The following is a 19,215-nucleotide window of genomic DNA, read 5'->3' on the forward strand; positions in this document are numbered from 1 at the left end:
TTATATCATCATAGAAACTAAATTATATATGTTTTTTTTTAATTTGGTTCTAGGAGAAATTAAATCGATAAATCCATGATTCATTAAGAATTCTGCTGTTTGAAATCCTTTTGGAAGATCTTTTCCTATGATTTCTCTAATTACTCTAGGACCAGCAAATCCAATAAGAGCTCCTGGTTCTGCTATATTTATATCTCCAAGTAAAGAGTAAGAAGCAGTAACACCTCCTGTAGTTGGATCAGTTAAAACGGAAATATAAGGGATTCTAGCATCACGTAATTGGGTAAGTCTAGCTATAGTTTTAGCCATTTGCATTAATGAAAAAGAGGATTCCATTATTCTTGCTCCTCCAGATTTAGAAATTAATACATATGGATATTTTTTATCAATACAATATTCGATCGCTCTAGATATTTTTTCTCCGACTACAGATCCCATAGATCCTCCTATAAATGAAAAATCCATGCAAGATATCACAATATTTATTGTTTGAATTTTTCCCACTCCTGTTCTAATAGCATCATATAAATTTGTTTTTTTTCTTGCTTCTTGAATTCTATCTGAATATTTTTTATAATCTTTCCATTTCATAGGATCTTTGCTCATCATTTTTACATTCATTTCTATAAATTCTCCATGATCAAAAAGAATTTCAAAATATTCTTGACTGTGAATTCTTACGTGATATCCATCTTCTGGACTAACATAAGCGTTTTTTTTTAATTCTTCTGTATCTATAATCTTTCCACTAGGAGTTCTGTACCAAATACCTTTTGGTAAATCTTTTCTATCATCTATAGATGTTGATATATTCTTTTTTTTTCTTAAAAACCAAGCCATGGTTATTTTATAAAGTATTAATATTATTCATAAATTTGAAATATTTTCTTAAAATTTTTTTAAACGATTTCTCTCCTTCTCTTAGCCAGACTCTAGGATCATAATATTTTTTATTAGGAATATGTTCCCCTTTTGGATTTCCTATTTGTTTTTTTAAATATTCTTGATTTAGATTCATATAATCTCGAACTCCACAAGTAAAAGCATACTGTAAATCAGTGTCTATATTCATTTTAACAACTCCATAATTAATAGCTTTTTGTATTTCTTCTTCTGTTGATCCTGATCCTCCATGAAAAACAAAAGAAACGGGTTTAGTCTTCGTATGAAATTTATTTTGTATGTATTCTTGTGTATTTTTCAAAATTTCAGGACGAAGTATTACATTTCCAGGTCTATAAACTCCATGTACATTACCAAAAGATGCTGCTATTATAAAATTATTACTGATTTTCATTAATTTTTCATAGGCATAAGCAACCTCTTCGGGTTGAGTATAAAGTTTTTTGTTTTCTACATTAGAATTATCTATACCATCCTCTTCTCCTCCCGTTACTCCAAGTTCTATTTCAATAGTCATTTTACTTTTATTCATTTTATCGAAATATTTTTCACAAATGTGAATATTTTCTTTTAAAGATTCCTGAGAAAGATCTAACATATGTGAACTAAACAAAGTTTTTCCAAAACGTTTATAATGTTTCTCATTGGCTTCTATCAATCCATCTATCCATGGAAGAAAAGGTTTAGAACAATGATCTGTATGAAGAATTACTGTTGTTTTGTAATATAAAGCCAATTCATGAACATGCATAGCACAAGCTATAGAGCCTTGAATTGCTGCTTTTTGTTGATCATTATCTAATCCTTTTCCTGCATTAAAAATAGCACCTCCATTAGATAATTGAATAATAACAGGAGAATTTACTTCTGCAGCGGTTTCCATAACAGCATTGATAGTATTAGATCCAACAACGTTTACAGCTGGTATAGAAAATACATTTTTTTTAGCATACTCGAATATTTCTGTAACAAGATCACCAGTAGCTACACCAAATGGAAATTTTTTATGCATATGTTTAAATTTTATAAAAAATATAAAAAAAATTTTTTTAATTAACTTAATAAAATAAAATTCACTATGCTAGTTTCTCCATCTACATTAAAAATATATAACGCTTCAGCTGGTTCTGGAAAAACGACTCTTTTAGTCATAAATTATCTTTATGTTTTACTCAAAAGTCCTTATCCTGATGAATTTAAAAGAGTTTTAGTTTTAACTTTTACTAAAAAGGCTTCAGAAGAAATGAAAAATCGTATTATACAGTGTATAAAAGAATTTTCAATTCAAAAAATTAAAAAAGAATATCGTTTTTTGTTTGATTATATCACAAAAAATTTCAATTTAACAAAACATCAATTATATCAACGTTCTGAAAAAATATTATTTTCTATTCTACATGATTTCTATTTTTTTTCTAGAAATGTAAGTACAATAGATAAATTTACCTATAATATTATAAGATCTTTTTTTTCAGAAAGAGAAATCCATTTAGAAATGGACATCGATCGGTTTTTGTTAAAAATAGTAGAAAATATATTGTACAGATTAAAAAATTCTGAAAAATGGTCAAAAGTTTTAATTCAATCTTCCTTGGAAAAACTAAAAAAAGGAAAAAATTGGGATTTAAAAAAAGAATTATTAAAAATAGCTCATATAATGGTTAAAGAAAACAATTTTTTTCCTGTAAAAAAAATGAAAAATTATTCTTTGGAAGATTTTATTCAATTAAAAAATATTTTAATCAAAAGAACCAAAATTTTTGAAAAAGAATGTAAAAAAAAAGGAGAAAAATTTTTTAATCTTTTAGAAAAAACTCTTATTAAAAAACATTCATTTATTCATTTAGATTTACCCAGATTTTTCCAAAAATTTAAAAATGAAAATATATTTTTGAATCCTTTTCATGAACGTATTGAAAAATATATGAAAAGAAAAATATTTTATTCAAAATATTTTTCTGACAAAAATCAAAAAATACTAATAGAAAAAAATAAAAAAAGAATACTTTCATTATATGAAGAAACAAAATTTTTATATAAAAAAAATATATCAAACTATCTTTTGGACAAACTTTTCTTAAAAAATATAAGCATATTATCAATAATACACGAAGTAGAAAAAGAGTTCCGTTATATAATAAATGAAAAAAAAATTATTTTAAATACAGAATTGAATAAAATCCTTTATGAAAAAATTGGACAAGAAACATTCCCAAAAATGTATGAAAAAATTGGATTACAATATCACCATTATTTTATAGATGAATTTCAGGATATTTCATTTTTACAATGGAAAAATATTCAAATTTTAGTTGAAAATGCATTATCAGAAAATGGATCAGCTATGATAGTAGGAGATCCTAAACAATCTATATATAGATGGAGAGGGGGTGACTCAAGTCAATTTATAAAATTAATAAATTCTAAGTCAAATTATAATAAAAAAATTAGAAGCATAGAAAAAAATTTCCGTAGCTATGAAGAAATTGTAAAATTTAATAATTCACTTTATCAATCTATATCTAAAATATTCAATTCTACAATTTATCAAAATATATATAAGAATTATAAACAAAAAATAGATAAAAAATCTGGTGGATATGTAGAAATCAATTTTATTAAAAATTCTAATCAAAATTACAAAGAATATATTTATTTAAAAATAAAAAATAAAATAGAAAAATTATTGAAACAAAAATATGCATTATCAGATATTGCTATTTTAGTCAGGAATAATAAAGAAGGTCATTTTTTATCTGAAAAACTAGTAGAAGATGGTATAGTTGTAAATACTTCTGTTTCTCTACTAATAAAAAATCATTTTGAAATACAAATCATAATAAATTTTTTATATATTATTGCTTACCCATATAATTATCGAAAAAGAGTTGTTTTAATTTTTTTATTGTCAAAAAAAGGATTTTTTCATATTAAGATGAATCATCATGATTTTATTATGAAAATTATTTTTTTACCTTTAAATCTTTTTTTAAAAAAAATTTTTTTTAAAAACTCTTTAACATTAAACAAATTATATAATAAATCAATATACAGTATATCAGAAGATATTATTGAAGCATTTGGATTATTAAATAAAAAAAACTATGCATATATCTATTCTTTTTTAGATTTTGTTCATAGAACTACAAAAATAGCAGAAAATTCAATCATACATTTTTTAGATTATTGGGAGTTAAAAAAAGAAAAAGAAAGTATTGTGATTTCTAATAACATCAATGCTATTCGTATTATGACTATTCATCAATCTAAAGGATTGCAATTTCCTGTGGTTCTTATTCCTTTTACTGATTGGAATGTTGATTCTTCGAAAGAAGAAATATGGATAGATGTCAATCCTCATTTATATAATGGATTCAATCCTATTTATTTAGAAATAGAAAAAAATTTCAAACATATAAAACATGACAATAACATTCGTAATTTTTATGAATATTATCAATCAAATATTAAATTTGACAATATCAATTTGTTATATGTAGCTACTACCCGTTCTATTGAACAACTTATCTTATTTTCTAAACTTGGAAATGATACATCTATATCTTTTTACATTAAAAAATTTTTATGTGAAAAAAAAATGTGGAACGAAAAAAAAAGTCAATATATATTCGGAATAGAAAAAAAAAACTATTAATTATTCATTTTACGTGTTTTTCTGCATGATAAGAAGATCGAACTAATGGTCCACTTTCAACATATTTAAACCCCATTTTTAATCCAATTTTTTTCAATTCTTGGAATTGTTCTGGAGAAACAAAAAAACGAACAGGATAATGTTTTAAAGAAGGTTGTAAATATTGTCCCATTGTCAAAATATCCACTTGAGATTCTTTGATATCTTTCATTGTTTCTATAATTTCTTCTTTTGTTTCTCCTAATCCTAACATAATTCCTGTTTTTGTACGTATATTTCTATTCTTTTCTTTGATATATTGCAAAACTTTAAGACTTCGATCATATTGAGCTTGAATACGAATTTGTTTTGTTAGTCTAGAAACTGTTTCAACATTATGAGAAATTACCTCTGGATGCAGATCAACTATTTTATCTATTATTTTTTTTTCTCCTTTAAAATCTGGAATTAAAGCTTCTATTGTAATAAAAGGATTTAAATATCGTATTTTTTGTATAGTATGAACCCATATAGAAGAACCCATATCATGTAAATCATCCCGATTAACAGAAGTTAATACTGCATGTTTTATTTTTAATATTTTTATGGATTTTGCTATTTTTTCTGGTTCTTCCCAATTGATTTTATCAGGTTTTCCTGTTTTTACTCCACAAAATCTACAAGATCTTGTACAAATATTTCCTAATATCATAAAAGTAGCCACTCCTTTATCCCAACATTCTCCTATATTTGGGCAACTCCCACTTTGACAAATCGTATTCAGTTTATGCAAAGAAACTAATTTTTGCAATTCATGATAATTTTTGCTTATTGGTAGTCTTACTTTTAACCATTTTGGTTTTTTTTTAATAATGTTCATATCCTTTCCTTTCTGTTTGAATTTAATTTTCATTATTATACTATATTATACTATAAAAAATATAAAAATCAATTTTTTTTGATAAATTTGTTAAAACGGATATTTTTATTGATATGGAAGTGTTTGTGAGAGATATAGCTGATGTACTGGAAAATTTGGCTCCTCTAGAATATGCAGAATCTTATGATAACGTTGGATTGATAGTAGGATCACTTCATAAAAAAGTCAAAAATATATTGATAACTTTAGATCTCACGGAAGAAGTTTTTGACGAATCTATTAGTAGAAAATGTGATTTAATAATTTCTTTTCACCCTATCATTTTTATGCCTATGAAAAATATTACTGGAAAAACGTTTTCAGAAAGAATTATAATTCATGCGCTAAAAAATGATATATCTATTTATGTAATTCACACAAACTTAGATGTTGTATGGGAAGGAACCTCTTCTTATATTTCTAAATTATTACAAATAAAAAGAGAAAAGGTACTTTTTCCAAAAAAAGAAACTATAAAAAAATTAATTACCTATGTACCAATTAATTACGCTGTAAAGGTTAGAAATGCTTTGTTTGAAGCAGGAGCTGGAAATATTTCTAATTACAGTCATTGTAGTTTTAATTTTGATGGATTGGGAAGTTACATGGGAAACATGAAAACTAAACCTTTTTTTGGTAAAAAAGAAACTTTTCATATGGAAAAAGAGACTTGCATTAGTGTCATTTTTCCTGATTATAAATTAAATATAATAAGAAATGCCCTTTTTAAAAATCATCCTTATGAAGAAGTAGCTTACGAAATTTATAATCTTGAAAATGTAAATCCTTATGTAGGTATAGGTTTTGTGGGAAATCTTATAGAAAAAATGAATGAATATGATTTTCTTCTTTTTATCAAAAAAAAAATGAATATTCCTTGTATTCGACATTCCAATTTTACAGGAAAAAAAATTAAAAAAATAGCTATGATTACAGGTTCAGGACGTTTAGGAATAGAATTTTCAGTAAAAGAAGAAGCTGATGTTTTTATATCCTCTGATTTGAAATATCATGATTTTTTTAAATATGAGAAAAAAATATTAATTGTAGATATAGGACATTATGAATCTGAAAAATTTACTAAAAACTTGCTGAAATCTTTTTTAGATAAAAATTTTACTTCGATTTCTGTTTATCAATCAGAAGTTCATACTAATCCAGTTAAATATTTTTATTAATTATGGTCCATAAAAAAGCAATCACTGTCGTAGATCAATTGAGAGTACTATATCATCTTCAATTAATAGATTCTCGTATTGATGAAATACGAAAATTCCGTGGAAACATTCCTATGGAAATAAAAAATCTAGAAGAAGAACTAGATCAAATAAAAAAAAAATTAGAAAATATTCATGAAAATATTTCTTCTATAAAAGAAAACATAAATAAGCAAAATAAAAATATTAAATATTCAGAAATTTTGATCAAAAAATATGAAAAACAAAAGGATCATATAAAAAATCATAAAGAATTATATTCTTTAGATAAAGAAATTGATTATCAAAAATTAGAAATACAATTAGCTAAAAAAATAATTAAAGAGTTGAATATTGAAATTCATAAAGAAAAAGAAATTTTAGAAAAAAAAGAACATGTATTAAAAAATAAAGAAGAACACCTTTTTCATAAAAAAAAAGAATTGAATCATACTTTATTAGAAAACGATAAAGAAGAAAAAATTTTATTGGAGCAATCTTTATATTTTTCTAAAAAGGTAGATAATAATTTATTAAAAACCTATCAAAGAATTAGAAATGGAGTTAAAAATGGAGTAGCTGTAGCTCCAGTACAAAGAGGAGCTCCATTAGGTTCTTATTTAGCAATCACACCTCAAAAATATTCAGAGTTAATACAACGAAATAAACTTTTGATAGATGAACATAGTGGAAGAATATTAATAGATGCTGAATTAGCTGAAGAAGAAAAGAAAAAATCTTTTGTTTTTTGTTATAAAAAAAAATTATAAATTATGGTACGAACTTTTTCTTCTAGAGAAATTAAAATTCAAATCAAAAATTTTGAATTATTAGAAGTTTCTTCAGGAAAAAAAAAATTTTTAAAAGATTATTTTTCAAATAAAGCAACTGTAATAATGTTTATTTGTAATCATTGTCCATATGTTAAACATATTAATACAGAATTGATTCGTTTAGCAAATGATTTTTTACCAAAAAAAATTTCATTTTTAGCAATTAATTCTAATGATGCAGAAAAATATCCGGATGATTCTCCAGAAAATATGAAAAAAGTATATCATAAATTAGGCTATCCATTCCCTTATTTTTTTGATGAAACACAAGTAGTTGCTAAATACTATTCTGCAAAATGCACTCCTGAATTTTTTATATTTTCAGGAAAAGGAAATTTATGTTATCATGGTCAATTAGATGACTCTAGACCTGAAAATCATATTCCTGTTACAGGTTTAGATGTGAGAAATATATTGCAAAATATTTTAGAAGGAAAAAAAATAGATCCAATAGTAAAATTAAGTTATGGATGTAATATCAAATGGAAAACATAAGGGTTTTATCATAATTAGGAATAATATTTAAGAAATATTCTATAGCTTCAGATAAACTTTTTTCTAATATTCCTCCTGCTGCATTTTTATGTCCTCCTCCTCTAAAATGCTTTCTTGCAAACATATTTACATCAAAATCTCCTTTAGAACGAAAGGAGATTTTGATGGGATATTTTTCTTTTTCTTCAAAAAAGAAAACTGAAAAAATAATATTTTTAATACCTAATCCATAGGTAATGATTCCCTCTGTATCTCCTTGTTTATATGAATTTTTTTTCATATCTGAAGCTTTTATACTTGTATAAGCTGTTCGGTATTTTTGAATGACTTTTAATTTTTTTAAAGCTTTAGATAAAAGTTTTAATCTATTTTCATTATATTTTTCTTGTAGATGATCATAAATGTAATCTATATCAATTCCTTTTTCTATTAATTTTCCGGCAATAAAATGAGTTTCTGAAGTAACAGAAGGAAAACGAAAAAAACCTGTATCAGTCATTAATCCTACATACAAACACGTTGCTATTTTTTTATCGATTTTATCTAAATTATTCATATCAGATATGAATCGAAAAACTAAAATACTGGTAGCTGCTGCTGTAGGGTCTGAAAACATAAAATCAAAAAAAAATGGAAAAGGATGATGATCAATTAGTATTTTTTTTGCTTTTGAATACAAAAAAAAATTTTTTATTTTATTGATTCTTGATAAATTATTAAAATCTATAAGAAAAATATAATCTGATTCGATAATTTTTTGTTGCACTATAGATTGTGTGTTGTCAGAAAAAACAATAATATCCTCCGATCCAGGAAGCCATTGAAAAGATTCAGAATATTCTGTTGGAGATATTAAATCTACGTCATGTTCTAATTTTCTTAGATAAAAAAAAAGAGCAAGAGAAGATCCCAAAGCATCTCCATCTGGATTGTTATGAATCAATAACACAATTTTTTTTTTATTTATTCCATTGATGTTAGAAAATAACATATATTATTTTTTTTTCAATCCCAATTCTTCTCCTTTCTTTAACATAAGAAAATAAGCAGAGTGGAAATCATTAGATATTTTCCCTTCCAAAATAGAATCCTTAACAAAATCTTTTATAATTCCTATTTTTTTACATGGATTAATATGAAATGTATTCATAATATCATTTCCTGATATAGGTGATTTCCAGTTTTGAATTCTATCTCTTTCTTCCAATTTTCTAATTCTTTCCATAAGAAGATAAATATTTTTTTTATATTTATTTTTTTTTTCAATATTATTAGTAGTAATATCAGCAATACATAATTTCATTAAATCTTCTAAATCGTCTCCTATATCGAATAATAATCTACGTATAGCAGAATCTTTAGTGTGATTTCCTATTAATGTGATAGGTCTATAACTATGTTGAATAATCTTTTTAACATATCTCATATAAGAACCTTTAGGCAGTTTTAAACGTTGAAATATATTTGGAATCATATTAGATCCTACCAATTCATGAGCATGAAAAGACCATCCTATTTTCGGTAAAAATTTCTTTGTATGAGTCTTTCCTATATCATGAAGTAATGCAACCCATCTTAACCAAAGAGAATTATTTTTTTCTTTACTAATATTATCTACTACTTGTAAAGTATGATAAAAATTATCTTTATGTTTATATCCATTTTTTTCCTTTATTCCTTTTAATAAAACTAACTCTGGCAATATGATTGATAATAATCCAGATTTATATAATAAAAATAATCCTAAAGAAGGTTTTTCAGATAAAAGAATTTTATTAAATTCATCTATAATTCTTTCTGAAGAAACAATATTTATTCTGTTTTTATTTTTTTTAATTGATTGAAATGAATATTTTTCAATCACAAATTTTAGTTGAGTAGCAAATCGAATTGCTCGCATCATTCGTAATGGATCGTCAGAATAAGTAATGTTTGCATCTAATGGAGTTCTTAATATTTTTTGTTTCAAATCTAATAATCCTCCAAATGGATCTATTAATTCCCCATAATTATTACGATTTAAACTAATAGCTAGAGCATTGATTGTAAAATCCCTTCTATTTTGATCATCTTTCAATGATCCAAATTCTATAATAGGTTTTCTACTATAAAAATGATAGGATTCTTTTCTTGATCCCACAAATTCGATTTTTTGATTCTCATATTCCAACATTGCTGTACCAAAACGTTTAAATATCCTGATTTTAGGATCAGGAGTTATGTATTTAGAAACTTCTTTAGCCAACCTAATTCCTTCTCCTATCGTTAAAATATCTAAATCTTTAAATTTTATTTTTCCTAATAAATAATCTCTAACATAACCTCCTATAACATAACTATCTTGTTTGATTTTTTGAGCAGAAATACTTACAATATGAAATATTTTTCTATGAATAGCAGATGATAAATTCATATCAATTTACATACGTAATATTTTGATATTATGATCGGAAACAACTTTTATAATAGAAGAACCACTATAGATCGCTTTTTCTTCTCTACGAAAATTTACAACATAATCTGTTTTTCTTATAATATAAGGATGAATTTCTGAAAAAGATTTAGGAGTCATAAATCCTGAAAAATTAGCCGAAGTAGAAATTATGGGTTTATCTAAATTACGTATTAAAAAAATACAAAATGGATCATATGTTAAACGAACAGCTAAAGTATTATCTTTTCTAATAAAATTAGATTTTATTTTTTTAATGTTATCATATACTATAGTAATCGGCTTCTCTTGTTTAACTAAATTATCTAAAATTATCGTTTGAGTAAAAAAAGATATTTTTCCTACTAATTGACATAAACGATCCATACTTTCCACCAAAAGAATCATAGATTTAAAAATATTTCTATTTTTAATTTTACATATTTTTTTTATAGCTTGCATATTAAATGCATCACATCCTAATCCCCATACAGTATCTGTAGGATATAACAAAATTTTCCCCTTTTTTAATATATCTACACTTTTTTTGATTTCGATCTGAAAAGACATTTAACTTGCTAAGTTATGGGTTCTCAATGCATCATTTAATGATGTTTTTTTATCTGTACTCTCTTTTCTTTTTCCTATAATCATAGCACATGGAACATGATATGTTCCTGAAGGATATTTTTTTGGATAAGATCCAGGTATGACTACAGAATATTCAGGAATTACCCCCTTCATTTCAATAGGTTCTTTATTCGTAACATCAAAAATTTTAATAGAGGCAGTTAAAACAACATTAGCTCCTAAAACAGCTCCTTCTTTTATTAAAATTCCTTCCACTAAAATACATCTAGATCCAATAAAAACATCATTTTCAATAATAACTGGATTCCCTTGTAAAGGTTCTAATACTCCTCCTATTCCTACACCCCCACTAACATGTACACCACTTCCAACTTGAGCACAACTTCCTACTGTAGACCATGTATCTATCATGGTATTTTCCCCTATATATGCTCCTATATTAACGTAAGAAGGCATAAGAATAACTCCAGGGGATATATACGAACCATAACGTGCAATCGCATGAGGGACGACACGAACTTTTTTTTCTTTAAATTTATTTTTTATAGGAATTTTATCATAGAATTCTAATGGACCTAATTCGATTCTATTCATTTTTTGAATAGAAAAATACATAATAATAGCTTTTTTTACCCATTCATTAACTATCCATTTTCCGTTTAAATAATTTGAAACTCTCAATGCCCCCGTTTCTAAATGATCAATAACTTGAATAACTATATTTTTGATATTTGAATCAGTCATCCATGCATTTTTGTTTTCCCAAATTTTATCGATTTCTAATTTTAGTTTATTCACTTTTAATTCAATAATTAATACAACAAAAGTAGCAAAAATAAAATAAGATAACAAGTATTATATATATTTGAATAATGGCAAAAATACTAGGAATAGATTATGGAAAAAAAATTACTGGATTGTCTATAACAGACGAAAAAAAAATATTTGCATTTGGATTAAATGCTATTCCTACTAAAAATTTAATGAATTTTTTAGAATCTTTTTTAAGAGATGAAAAAATCGAAAAAATTGTTGTTGGATTACCAAAAAAACTGAATAATAAAAAAGAAATTTTAATAGAAAAAGATATTCAAAAATTTATAAATCAATTTCACATCAAATATCCTAAAATTGTTATAGAGAGATTAGATGAACGTTTTACATCTAAAATGGCTTTTTATACCATGATCAGATTAGGGTTAAAAAAAAAAAAAGAAGAAAAAAAGTAATTTTAAATCAAATTAGTGCTACTATAATTTTACAATCTTATCTTACAAAAAAAGAAAAAAAAAATTAATTGCAAATCAAATCATATGATATTACCTATAATTCTTTATGGAAATCCGATTTTAAGAAAAAAATGTTTGGATATAGATTTTTCTTCCTATCAAAGAAGAGAAAAAATCAATAAATTGATTCAAGATATGTTTGAAACTATACATAAAGTAAAAGGTATAGGATTAGCCGCACCACAAATTGGAAAAAATATTAAACTTTTTATAGTAGAAACTCCTTTTTTAAATGAAGAGAATATAAAAAATTATTATAAGGAAGTTTTTATTAATGCTAAAATATTAAAGATTTATGGAAAAGAATATAAGTTTAATGAAGGATGTCTTAGTATTCCTGGAATTATGGGGTGTATAAAAAGGAAATCTAATGTAATAATTGAATATTATAATAAAAATTGGAAAAAACAAAAAAAAGCTTTAAAAGGGCTATGTGCGAGAGTCATTTTACATGAATATGATCATATTGAAGGAAAACTTTTTATTGATTATTTCTCTTCTATGGAAAAAAAAATAATAGAAAAAAAATTAATAAGTTTATCAAAAAAGAATTTATAATTTATTTTGAGTAAACATCATCTATTATTTTTTTGAAGGTGTTAGGATCATTCATAGATATGAATGATAAAATTTTTCGATTTATTTTAATCTTTTTTTCTGATAATTTACTCATAAATTCAGAATATGATTTTCCATATTGACGGACTCCTGCATTTATACGTTGAATCCAAAGAGATCTAAAATCTCTTTTCTTTTTTTTTCTCCCTGAAAAGGCGTAAGACAAAGACTTTTCTACAGCATTTTTAGCAACTGTATAAATTTTACTTCTGGAACCATAAAATCCTTTTGCTAATTTCAGTATTTTTTTACGTTTTCGTCTAGATGAAACGGAATTAGTAGATCTAGGCATAGATTTGTTTTTTTATATTTTTTTGATCTGATTTTTTCAACAAAGTAAATACAGAAAGATTACGTTTTCTTCTTTTTGATTTTTTATTTAACAGATGATTCTTGAATGCATGTTTTCTTTTCACATATCCATTTGCTGTTATTTTAAATCTTTTTTTAGATCCTGATTTCGTTTTTAATTTAGGCATATCAAAATTTTTTTGGAGCTAATATCATATACATTCTTTTCCCTTCCATAACCGGCATTTGTTCAACTTTTCCATATTCTTCAATTTCTTCTGCAAATTTTAACAATTTTATTTTTCCTTGATCTTTATATACTATAGAACGTCCTTTAAAAAAAACAAATACTTTCACTTTATCTCCACGCATTAAAAATTTTTCAGCACTTCTAATTTTAACTTTTCCATCATGATCTCCAATTTGTGGTCCAAATCTAATTTCTTTAGTATTTACTTTAACTTGTTTTGCTTTAAATTGCTTTTTTCTTTTTTTTTGTTCATATAGAAATTTCTTATAATCCAATATTTTACATACTGGAGGACTTAATTTAGGATTAATTTCGACTAAATCCAATTCCCTTTTTATTGCAAATTGAAGTGCTTCTTGTATAGAATAAATCCCATTCTTTAGTAAAGAATCACCGACTAAACGAACTTTTTGTATATCAATACTTTCATTGATACGATATTCTTCTTTTTTTTGGGGTAATGGTCGGTACATTTTGTTTTTTCTATTCCCTCTTGAAAATTTCTTTTTTATAATAGTAGTTTTAGTTTTGATTTTTGAATTTATTTGTTTCATTTAAAATATGTTCTATCCCATCGGAAATAGAAAATATTCCCATATGTCCTAATCCATGACGTCGCAATGATATCATTTGATCTTTTTCCTCTTTTTTTCCTAAAATAATCATATAAGGAATTTTATTTTCTTCAGAATCCCTTATTTTTTTGTTAATTTTCTCATTTCTATTATCAATAAACGCACGAATATTGTAATTCGACATTAAATTTAAAATTTTTTTTGCATAGATTATATATTTTTCACTTATAGGAAGTATGACAGCTTGATTCGGAACCAACCACAATGGAATATTTCCTTTTGTATGTTCTATCATAATAGCAATAATACGTTCTAATGAACCAAAAGGAGCTCTATGGATCATTACTGGACGACATTTTTCATTATTTTTTCCTTTATAATATAAATCAAATCTTTCAGGTAAATTATAATCTACTTGAATTGTTCCAAGTTGCCAACTTCTACCTAAAGAATCTTTTATTAAAAAATCTAGTTTTGGTCCATAAAAAGCGGCTTCTCCATAATTAACATATGATTCGATTTTTTCTTCTTTGACTATTTGTAATATAGCCTTTTCAGCTTTTTCCCAATTTATTTCTGATCCTATATAATCACCTATTTTTTTAGGATCTCTAAGAGAGATACGAACTGTATATGTAAAAAAACTTAATGAACGAAAAACATAAAAAATTAAATTAATAACTTTCTTAAATTCTTCTAATAATTGATCATAAGTACAAAAAATATGTGCATCATCTTGAGTAAAACATCTTACTCTGGTTAATCCATGAAGCTCTCCACTTTGTTCATAGCGATATACTGTTCCAAATTCAGCAAAACGTTTAGGAAGATCACGATAAGACCATTCTTGAGAACGATAAATCTCACAATGATGAGGACAATTCATAGGTTTTAAAAGAAATTCTTCTTCTTTACGAGGAGTATGAATAGTTCGAAAATGATCTTTTCCATATTTATTCCAATGTCCACTTCTAACATATAATTTTTTATGGCCAATATGTGGAGTAACGACCATTTCATATCCTGATTTTTTTTGAACGTCAATTAAAAATTCTTCCAAATTTTTTCTTAAAACTGTTCCTCTAGGTAACCATAAAGGTAATCCGGTTCCTACTCTATCAGAAAAAATAAAAAATTTAAGTTTTCTACCTATTTTTCTATGATCATAATCTTTTTGATAAGATGATTTATTTTTATTCATAAAAATAAGTTACAAGTTTTTTTATTTTATGATTTATGATGATAAAAATAAATATAATGTAGATGCTATTATCCCCCCTACAATAGGACCAATTATAGGAACCCAAGCATAATTCCAATGATTTTTTACTTTTCCCGTAATAGGAATAATAGAATATATAATTCTTGGACCTAAATCACGAGCAGGATTTATAGCAGCACCTGTAGCCCCTCCTAAAGATAGAACAACGCCTAACACGACTAAAGCATAAGGAATAGCCCCTAAAGACCCTAACCCTATAGGATATTTTCTTTCTCCAAAAAAAAGAATTCCTTCTGTAGAAAGATATAAAGAAATAAATATAAAAATGAAAGTTGCTAATACTTCACTTAAAAAATTAGAAAATAAATTTTTTATAGAAGGGATAGTCACAAAAACAGATAATTTTTCTTGTTCGTCTTGAGTTTCCAAAAAATGATCCTTGTATAAAACCCATACAAATAAAGATCCTAACATAGCTCCAACGAATTGAGAAAAAATATAAAAAGGAACCATTTCCCACCTAAATTTTCCAATTATGGCAAAACTGATTGTTACACATGGATTTAAATGAGCTCCACTATAAGGAGCAGAAACTATTATTGCCATAAAAACAGCTAATGCCCATCCTAGAGTAATAGGAACCCATCCTCCATATTTGCTATGCCCTTTAGTTTTTGATAAAATCACATTTGCAACTACTCCATTTCCTAAAAATACTAGAATCATTGTTCCTATGATTTCTGCATATATTTTTGTCATTATATTACTTATTTTATTTTTCTAGACCAAGAACGAGTTGTTTTAATAGCTCTTTTCCAACCTTGAATTCTTTTCAATCTACTAGACATTTCTTTTGGTTCAAAAACTTGTTCTAATTGCCATTTATCTTGAATTTCTTCAAGACTACTCCAATAATTTACAGCTAATCCAGCTAAATAAGCAGCTCCTGCCGCTGTTAATTCAGAAATTTTTGATTTGACAACTTTGACATTTAAAATATCAGATTGAAATTGCATTAATAATTTATTTACTGTTGCTCCTCCATCTACACGAAGTTCTTTTATAGAAATACCAGAATCTGCTTCCATCGCTTTAAGTACGTCCATATTTTGGAAAGCAATGCTTTCTAAAGCAGCTCTAACAAAATGTGCAGAAGAAGTTCCTCTCGTAATTCCTACAATAGTACCTCTAGCTTTTTGATCCCAATAAGGAGCTCCTAAACCTGAAAAAGCTGGAACCATATATAAACCTTCTGTATTGTCCACTGAAGAAGCTAATTTTTCCGCTTCGTTAGAAGATAAAAGTAACCCAAGTCCGTCTCTTAACCATTGAATCACAGCTCCTGCAATAAAAACACTTCCTTCCAATGCATATTGGACTTGATTTTTAATCTTCCAAGCAATAGTAGTAATTAAATTATTTTGAGAAAAAACAGGATGATTACCCACATTCATTAACATAAAACATCCCGTTCCATAAGTATTTTTTACCATACCAATTTTAGTACACATTTGACCAAAAAGAGCGGCTTGTTGATCTCCTGCAATACCAGATATAGGAATTTTATGTGATAAAATATGTCCTGTCGTATAACCAAAAATTTCGCTAGATGACTTTACTTCTGGAAGCATGTTTACTGGAATATTAAATAGATCTATCAGTTCTTGATCCCAACTTAATGTATGAATATTAAATAACATAGTACGCGAAGCATTAGTTACATCTGTAACATGAATTTCTTTTCCAGTTAAATTCCATATTAACCATGAATCTATTGTTCCAAATGCTAAGGATCCAGAGTCAGCTTTTTTTTGAGCTCCTGGAATATTTTCCAGAATCCATCTAATTTTTGTAGCGGAAAAATATGGATCTATAATTAAACCTGTTTTTTTTCGAATCATTTCGGTTAATCCTTCTTTTTTAATTTGATCACAATATTTGAATGTTCGTCGATCTTGCCATACTATAGCATTAAAAATAGGTTCTCCTGTTTTTTTATCCCAAACAACAGTAGTTTCTCTTTGATTTGTGATTCCTATTGATACAATATTTTCACCTTCTAAGTTAGCTTTTAAAATAGCTTCCAAAGCAACTGAAGCTTGTGTAGACCATATTTCTTCTGCATTGTGTTCTACCCATCCCGGATGAGGATAAATTTGTGTAAATTCTCTTTGAGCTACGGAAACAATATTCCCAACTTGATCAAAAATAATAGCTCTAGAACTGGTAGTTCCCTGGTCTAATGACAGCACATATTTTTTCATAAACATATAATAACTTTTCGACCCTACTATTAAGCCACTGGATAATAGTATTGCATAGCTAGCTTTTTGAAAGCAGCTACTTGTGATTTTTCCCATTTTTCATCTCTAGAAAGTTCTTTAGCCATTAATGTAGCTATTCTTGGTGCTATATCTATAGCTTTTTTAGCATTCAAAAATAACAAACGAAATCTTCTAGCCAAAACATCTTCAATTGTTCTCGCCATTTCATAACGAACCATCCAAATTACTTCTGCTTCAGTATAAGAAGAAGAATTTTTTGATATTAAAGAAACACCTAATAATGGATTTTTATCAATTAATTTTTTGATATGATATTCATCTTCTCCATATTTATTCCAATGATAATTTTTACTTTTATATGAAGAATAAGATCCATAAATTTTAAGATTTTTTGTTACAGAAGGCTTTTTATTTAGATTACCTATATTAATAGCTTTATTGACTGTATCTTCTGCCATTTTTCTGTATGTAGTCCATTTTCCACCTATAATACTAATCAATCCAGATGGACTAATTATAAGTTTATGAGATCTAGAAATATCTTTCGTTTTAGTATCCGTAGAACAAAAATTATTAGGGAGAAAAAGAGGACGTAATCCGGAAAATGCACTTAGTATATCACTTTTTTTTGTATGAATTACAAAATATTTATTGAAAGTTTGTAATATAAAATCAATTTCTTCTTCCAAAGGTTTTGGTTCAAGAACACTTTTTTCTAAAAAAGTATCTGTGGTTCCAACCAAAACATGATCATACCATGGAACACAAAATAAGACTCTTCCATCTTGAGTTTTTGGAATCACTATCGCATTTGAACTACTAAAAAAAGATTTATCTAATACAACATGTGTTCCTTGACTTGGTTTGATTACAATAGGACATGTCGACTCATCCATTTTTGAAATAGAATCATAGAAAACACCAGTAGCGTTTATAACTACTTTTGAATAAATAGAATATTTTTTTTTAGTTTCGACATCACAGGCTAGAACTCCAGAAATTTTATTTCCAACTTTTTTTAGTAAACTTATTACCTGAAAATAATTTAACAAAATTCCACCTTTCTTAACACAAGTTTGTGCTAAATTTATAGCTAAACGTGAATCATCAAACTGTCCATCATAATATAAAATACCTCCTTTTAACTCTTTACTTTTAATTTCTGGAAAACTTTTGATTATTTCACTTTTAGATAAAAATTTAGATTTTCCAAAACTTAGAGAGCCAGATAACCATTCATACAATTTTAATCCAGTCCAATACATAATACCCATTTTCCAATTGAAAATTGGAATAATAAATTTTTGTTTTTTGACTAAATGAGGAGCATTTTTTAATAAAAAACCTCTTTCTCGTAATGCTTCATAAACTAATCTTATATTTCCTTGAGCTAAATATCGTATCCCTCCATGAACTAATTTCGTGCTTCTACTAGAAGTAGCTTTAGAAAAGTCAGATTGTTCTAGTAAAAGAGTTTTATATCCTCTAGAAGAAGAATCTAAAGCTATTCCTAATCCTGTAGCTCCACCTCCTATTATGATGATATCCCAAATATCTACATTATCTAAGATCTCCAAAAACTTATCTCTATTTAAAAAACCTTTCATCATGTTTCAATGTTTCACTCATATCAAATTCCAAACGGAACATTTTATCGTATTTTTGAAATGTTAAATGAACAAA

The 19,215-nt window shown here is 26.0% G+C and carries 20 protein-coding genes; 6 read left to right on the forward strand and 14 right to left on the reverse strand.

The window, feature by feature from the left end:
• Positions 1-840: an acetyl-CoA carboxylase, carboxyltransferase subunit beta gene (gene accD / locus H0H55_RS00815; protein ID WP_185861411.1), complete on the reverse strand. Its 840-nt coding sequence runs from the start codon at positions 838-840 to the stop codon at positions 1-3.
• A gap of 7 nt (positions 841-847) precedes the next feature.
• The gene (gene fbaA, locus H0H55_RS00820; protein WP_185861412.1) at positions 848-1,915 is read right to left on the reverse strand and encodes a class II fructose-bisphosphate aldolase; all 1,068 of its coding nucleotides are present in this window, start codon (positions 1,913-1,915) and stop codon (positions 848-850) included.
• A 66-nt stretch (positions 1,916-1,981) separates the two neighbouring features.
• On the opposite strand from fbaA, the gene H0H55_RS00825 reads away from it, so the two are divergent.
• Positions 1,982-4,558: a UvrD-helicase domain-containing protein gene (locus tag H0H55_RS00825; RefSeq protein WP_185861413.1), complete on the forward strand. Its 2,577-nt coding sequence runs from the start codon at positions 1,982-1,984 to the stop codon at positions 4,556-4,558.
• Positions 4,559-4,562: 4 nt separating this feature from the next.
• Here H0H55_RS00825 and lipA read toward each other — a convergent pair whose 3' ends face one another.
• Entirely contained in the window at positions 4,563-5,417 is an 855-nt protein-coding gene (lipA, locus tag H0H55_RS00830) for a lipoyl synthase (RefSeq protein WP_238784181.1), read from the reverse strand.
• A gap of 113 nt (positions 5,418-5,530) precedes the next feature.
• Here lipA and H0H55_RS00835 point away from each other — a divergent pair, with 113 nt between their 5' ends.
• The 3 genes from H0H55_RS00835 to H0H55_RS00845 are packed head-to-tail and all read left to right on the forward strand — an operon-like array spanning position 5,531 to position 7,980.
• A complete protein-coding gene (locus H0H55_RS00835; RefSeq protein WP_185861415.1) occupies positions 5,531-6,634 on the forward strand; it encodes a Nif3-like dinuclear metal center hexameric protein in 1,104 nt (367 codons plus the stop codon).
• Between the two features lie 2 nt (positions 6,635-6,636).
• Positions 6,637-7,422 carry a zinc ribbon domain-containing protein gene (locus H0H55_RS00840; RefSeq protein WP_185861416.1) on the forward strand — a complete coding sequence of 262 codons (786 nt, stop codon included), beginning with the start codon at positions 6,637-6,639 and terminating at the stop codon, positions 7,420-7,422.
• Between the two features lie 3 nt (positions 7,423-7,425).
• Positions 7,426-7,980, forward strand: coding sequence for a thioredoxin family protein (locus H0H55_RS00845; protein WP_185861417.1), 555 nt, complete (start codon positions 7,426-7,428; stop codon positions 7,978-7,980).
• Here the strand turns inward: H0H55_RS00845 and H0H55_RS00850 are convergent.
• From H0H55_RS00850 to H0H55_RS00865, 4 genes are read right to left on the reverse strand one after another with little or no spacing between them, the layout of a single operon-like run.
• Positions 7,964-8,971: a DHH family phosphoesterase gene (locus H0H55_RS00850; RefSeq protein WP_185861418.1), complete on the reverse strand. Its 1,008-nt coding sequence runs from the start codon at positions 8,969-8,971 to the stop codon at positions 7,964-7,966. The two genes, H0H55_RS00845 and H0H55_RS00850, sit on opposite strands and share 17 nt — an antisense overlap.
• A 3-nt stretch (positions 8,972-8,974) precedes the next feature.
• Positions 8,975-10,393, reverse strand: a complete 1,419-nt coding sequence (locus H0H55_RS00855; protein ID WP_185861419.1) for a CCA tRNA nucleotidyltransferase — start codon at positions 10,391-10,393, stop codon at positions 8,975-8,977.
• A 6-nt stretch (positions 10,394-10,399) separates the two neighbouring features.
• Entirely contained in the window at positions 10,400-10,981 is a 582-nt protein-coding gene (locus H0H55_RS00860) for an L-threonylcarbamoyladenylate synthase (protein ID WP_185861420.1), read from the reverse strand.
• Positions 10,982-11,746: a 2,3,4,5-tetrahydropyridine-2,6-dicarboxylate N-succinyltransferase gene (locus H0H55_RS00865; protein ID WP_238784182.1), complete on the reverse strand. Its 765-nt coding sequence runs from the start codon at positions 11,744-11,746 to the stop codon at positions 10,982-10,984. It abuts the gene before it with no gap.
• A 128-nt stretch (positions 11,747-11,874) separates the two neighbouring features.
• Here H0H55_RS00865 and H0H55_RS00870 point away from each other — a divergent pair, with 128 nt between their 5' ends.
• Positions 11,875-12,231, forward strand: a complete 357-nt coding sequence (locus H0H55_RS00870; protein WP_238784173.1) for a RuvX/YqgF family protein — start codon at positions 11,875-11,877, stop codon at positions 12,229-12,231.
• Between the two features lie 84 nt (positions 12,232-12,315).
• Positions 12,316-12,849, forward strand: a complete 534-nt coding sequence (def, locus tag H0H55_RS00875) for a peptide deformylase (protein ID WP_185861421.1) — start codon at positions 12,316-12,318, stop codon at positions 12,847-12,849.
• Position 12,850: 1 nt separating this feature from the next.
• On the opposite strand, the gene rplT is transcribed toward def, so the two are convergent.
• Genes rplT through H0H55_RS00910 form a run of 7 tightly spaced genes read right to left on the reverse strand, consistent with a single transcriptional unit; the run spans position 12,851 to position 19,142 of the window.
• Positions 12,851-13,201, reverse strand: coding sequence for a 50S ribosomal protein L20 (rplT, locus tag H0H55_RS00880; RefSeq protein WP_185861422.1), 351 nt, complete (start codon positions 13,199-13,201; stop codon positions 12,851-12,853).
• A complete protein-coding gene (rpmI, locus tag H0H55_RS00885) occupies positions 13,194-13,388 on the reverse strand; it encodes a 50S ribosomal protein L35 (protein WP_185861423.1) in 195 nt (64 codons plus the stop codon). Before rpmI ends, rplT begins: the two co-directional genes overlap by 8 nt.
• A 1-nt stretch (position 13,389) precedes the next feature.
• Positions 13,390-13,923, reverse strand: a complete 534-nt coding sequence (gene infC, locus H0H55_RS00890) for a translation initiation factor IF-3 (RefSeq protein ID WP_185861558.1) — start codon at positions 13,921-13,923, stop codon at positions 13,390-13,392.
• Between the two features lie 49 nt (positions 13,924-13,972).
• On the reverse strand, positions 13,973-15,226 hold the full coding sequence (gene thrS, locus H0H55_RS00895; RefSeq protein ID WP_185861424.1) for a threonine--tRNA ligase: 1,254 nt from the start codon (positions 15,224-15,226) through the stop codon (positions 13,973-13,975).
• Positions 15,227-15,259: 33 nt separating this feature from the next.
• Positions 15,260-16,006, reverse strand: a complete 747-nt coding sequence (locus tag H0H55_RS00900) for an MIP/aquaporin family protein (RefSeq protein WP_185861425.1) — start codon at positions 16,004-16,006, stop codon at positions 15,260-15,262.
• A gap of 8 nt (positions 16,007-16,014) precedes the next feature.
• Entirely contained in the window at positions 16,015-17,517 is a 1,503-nt protein-coding gene (glpK, locus tag H0H55_RS00905; protein WP_185861426.1) for a glycerol kinase GlpK, read from the reverse strand.
• Between the two features lie 23 nt (positions 17,518-17,540).
• Positions 17,541-19,142, reverse strand: a complete 1,602-nt coding sequence (locus tag H0H55_RS00910; RefSeq protein ID WP_185861427.1) for a glycerol-3-phosphate dehydrogenase/oxidase — start codon at positions 19,140-19,142, stop codon at positions 17,541-17,543.
• Between the last annotated feature and the right edge of the window lie 73 nt (positions 19,143-19,215).

Origin of the sequence: Blattabacterium cuenoti (assembly GCF_014251795.1) — a bacterium.
Taxonomy (GTDB): Bacteria; Bacteroidota; Bacteroidia; order Flavobacteriales; family Blattabacteriaceae; genus Blattabacterium; species Blattabacterium cuenoti_AB.

Excerpts from the sequence above, each read along its gene's own strand:
- rpmI (WP_185861423.1), bottom strand. The coding sequence starts at position 13,388 with ATGCCTAAATTAAAAACGAAATCAGGATCTAAAAAAAGATTTAAAATA.
- def (WP_185861421.1), top strand. The coding sequence starts at position 12,316 with ATGATATTACCTATAATTCTTTATGGAAATCCGATTTTAAGAAAAAAA.
- rplT (WP_185861422.1), bottom strand. The coding sequence starts at position 13,201 with ATGCCTAGATCTACTAATTCCGTTTCATCTAGACGAAAACGTAAAAAA.
- lipA (WP_238784181.1), bottom strand. The coding sequence starts at position 5,417 with ATGAACATTATTAAAAAAAAACCAAAATGGTTAAAAGTAAGACTACCA.
- H0H55_RS00850 (WP_185861418.1), bottom strand. The coding sequence starts at position 8,971 with ATGTTATTTTCTAACATCAATGGAATAAATAAAAAAAAAATTGTGTTA.
- accD (WP_185861411.1), bottom strand. The coding sequence starts at position 840 with ATGGCTTGGTTTTTAAGAAAAAAAAAGAATATATCAACATCTATAGAT.
- H0H55_RS00840 (WP_185861416.1), top strand. The coding sequence starts at position 6,637 with ATGGTCCATAAAAAAGCAATCACTGTCGTAGATCAATTGAGAGTACTA.
- H0H55_RS00855 (WP_185861419.1), bottom strand. The coding sequence starts at position 10,393 with ATGAATTTATCATCTGCTATTCATAGAAAAATATTTCATATTGTAAGT.
- H0H55_RS00900 (WP_185861425.1), bottom strand. The coding sequence starts at position 16,006 with ATGACAAAAATATATGCAGAAATCATAGGAACAATGATTCTAGTATTT.
- H0H55_RS00860 (WP_185861420.1), bottom strand. The coding sequence starts at position 10,981 with ATGTCTTTTCAGATCGAAATCAAAAAAAGTGTAGATATATTAAAAAAG.
- H0H55_RS00870 (WP_238784173.1), top strand. The coding sequence starts at position 11,875 with ATGGCAAAAATACTAGGAATAGATTATGGAAAAAAAATTACTGGATTG.
- thrS (WP_185861424.1), bottom strand. The coding sequence starts at position 15,226 with ATGAATAAAAATAAATCATCTTATCAAAAAGATTATGATCATAGAAAA.
- glpK (WP_185861426.1), bottom strand. The coding sequence starts at position 17,517 with ATGTTTATGAAAAAATATGTGCTGTCATTAGACCAGGGAACTACCAGT.
- infC (WP_185861558.1), bottom strand. The coding sequence starts at position 13,923 with ATGTACCGACCATTACCCCAAAAAAAAGAAGAATATCGTATCAATGAA.
- H0H55_RS00865 (WP_238784182.1), bottom strand. The coding sequence starts at position 11,746 with ATGACTGATTCAAATATCAAAAATATAGTTATTCAAGTTATTGATCAT.
- fbaA (WP_185861412.1), bottom strand. The coding sequence starts at position 1,915 with ATGCATAAAAAATTTCCATTTGGTGTAGCTACTGGTGATCTTGTTACA.
- H0H55_RS00910 (WP_185861427.1), bottom strand. The coding sequence starts at position 19,142 with ATGATGAAAGGTTTTTTAAATAGAGATAAGTTTTTGGAGATCTTAGAT.
- H0H55_RS00825 (WP_185861413.1), top strand. The coding sequence starts at position 1,982 with ATGCTAGTTTCTCCATCTACATTAAAAATATATAACGCTTCAGCTGGT.
- H0H55_RS00835 (WP_185861415.1), top strand. The coding sequence starts at position 5,531 with ATGGAAGTGTTTGTGAGAGATATAGCTGATGTACTGGAAAATTTGGCT.
- H0H55_RS00845 (WP_185861417.1), top strand. The coding sequence starts at position 7,426 with ATGGTACGAACTTTTTCTTCTAGAGAAATTAAAATTCAAATCAAAAAT.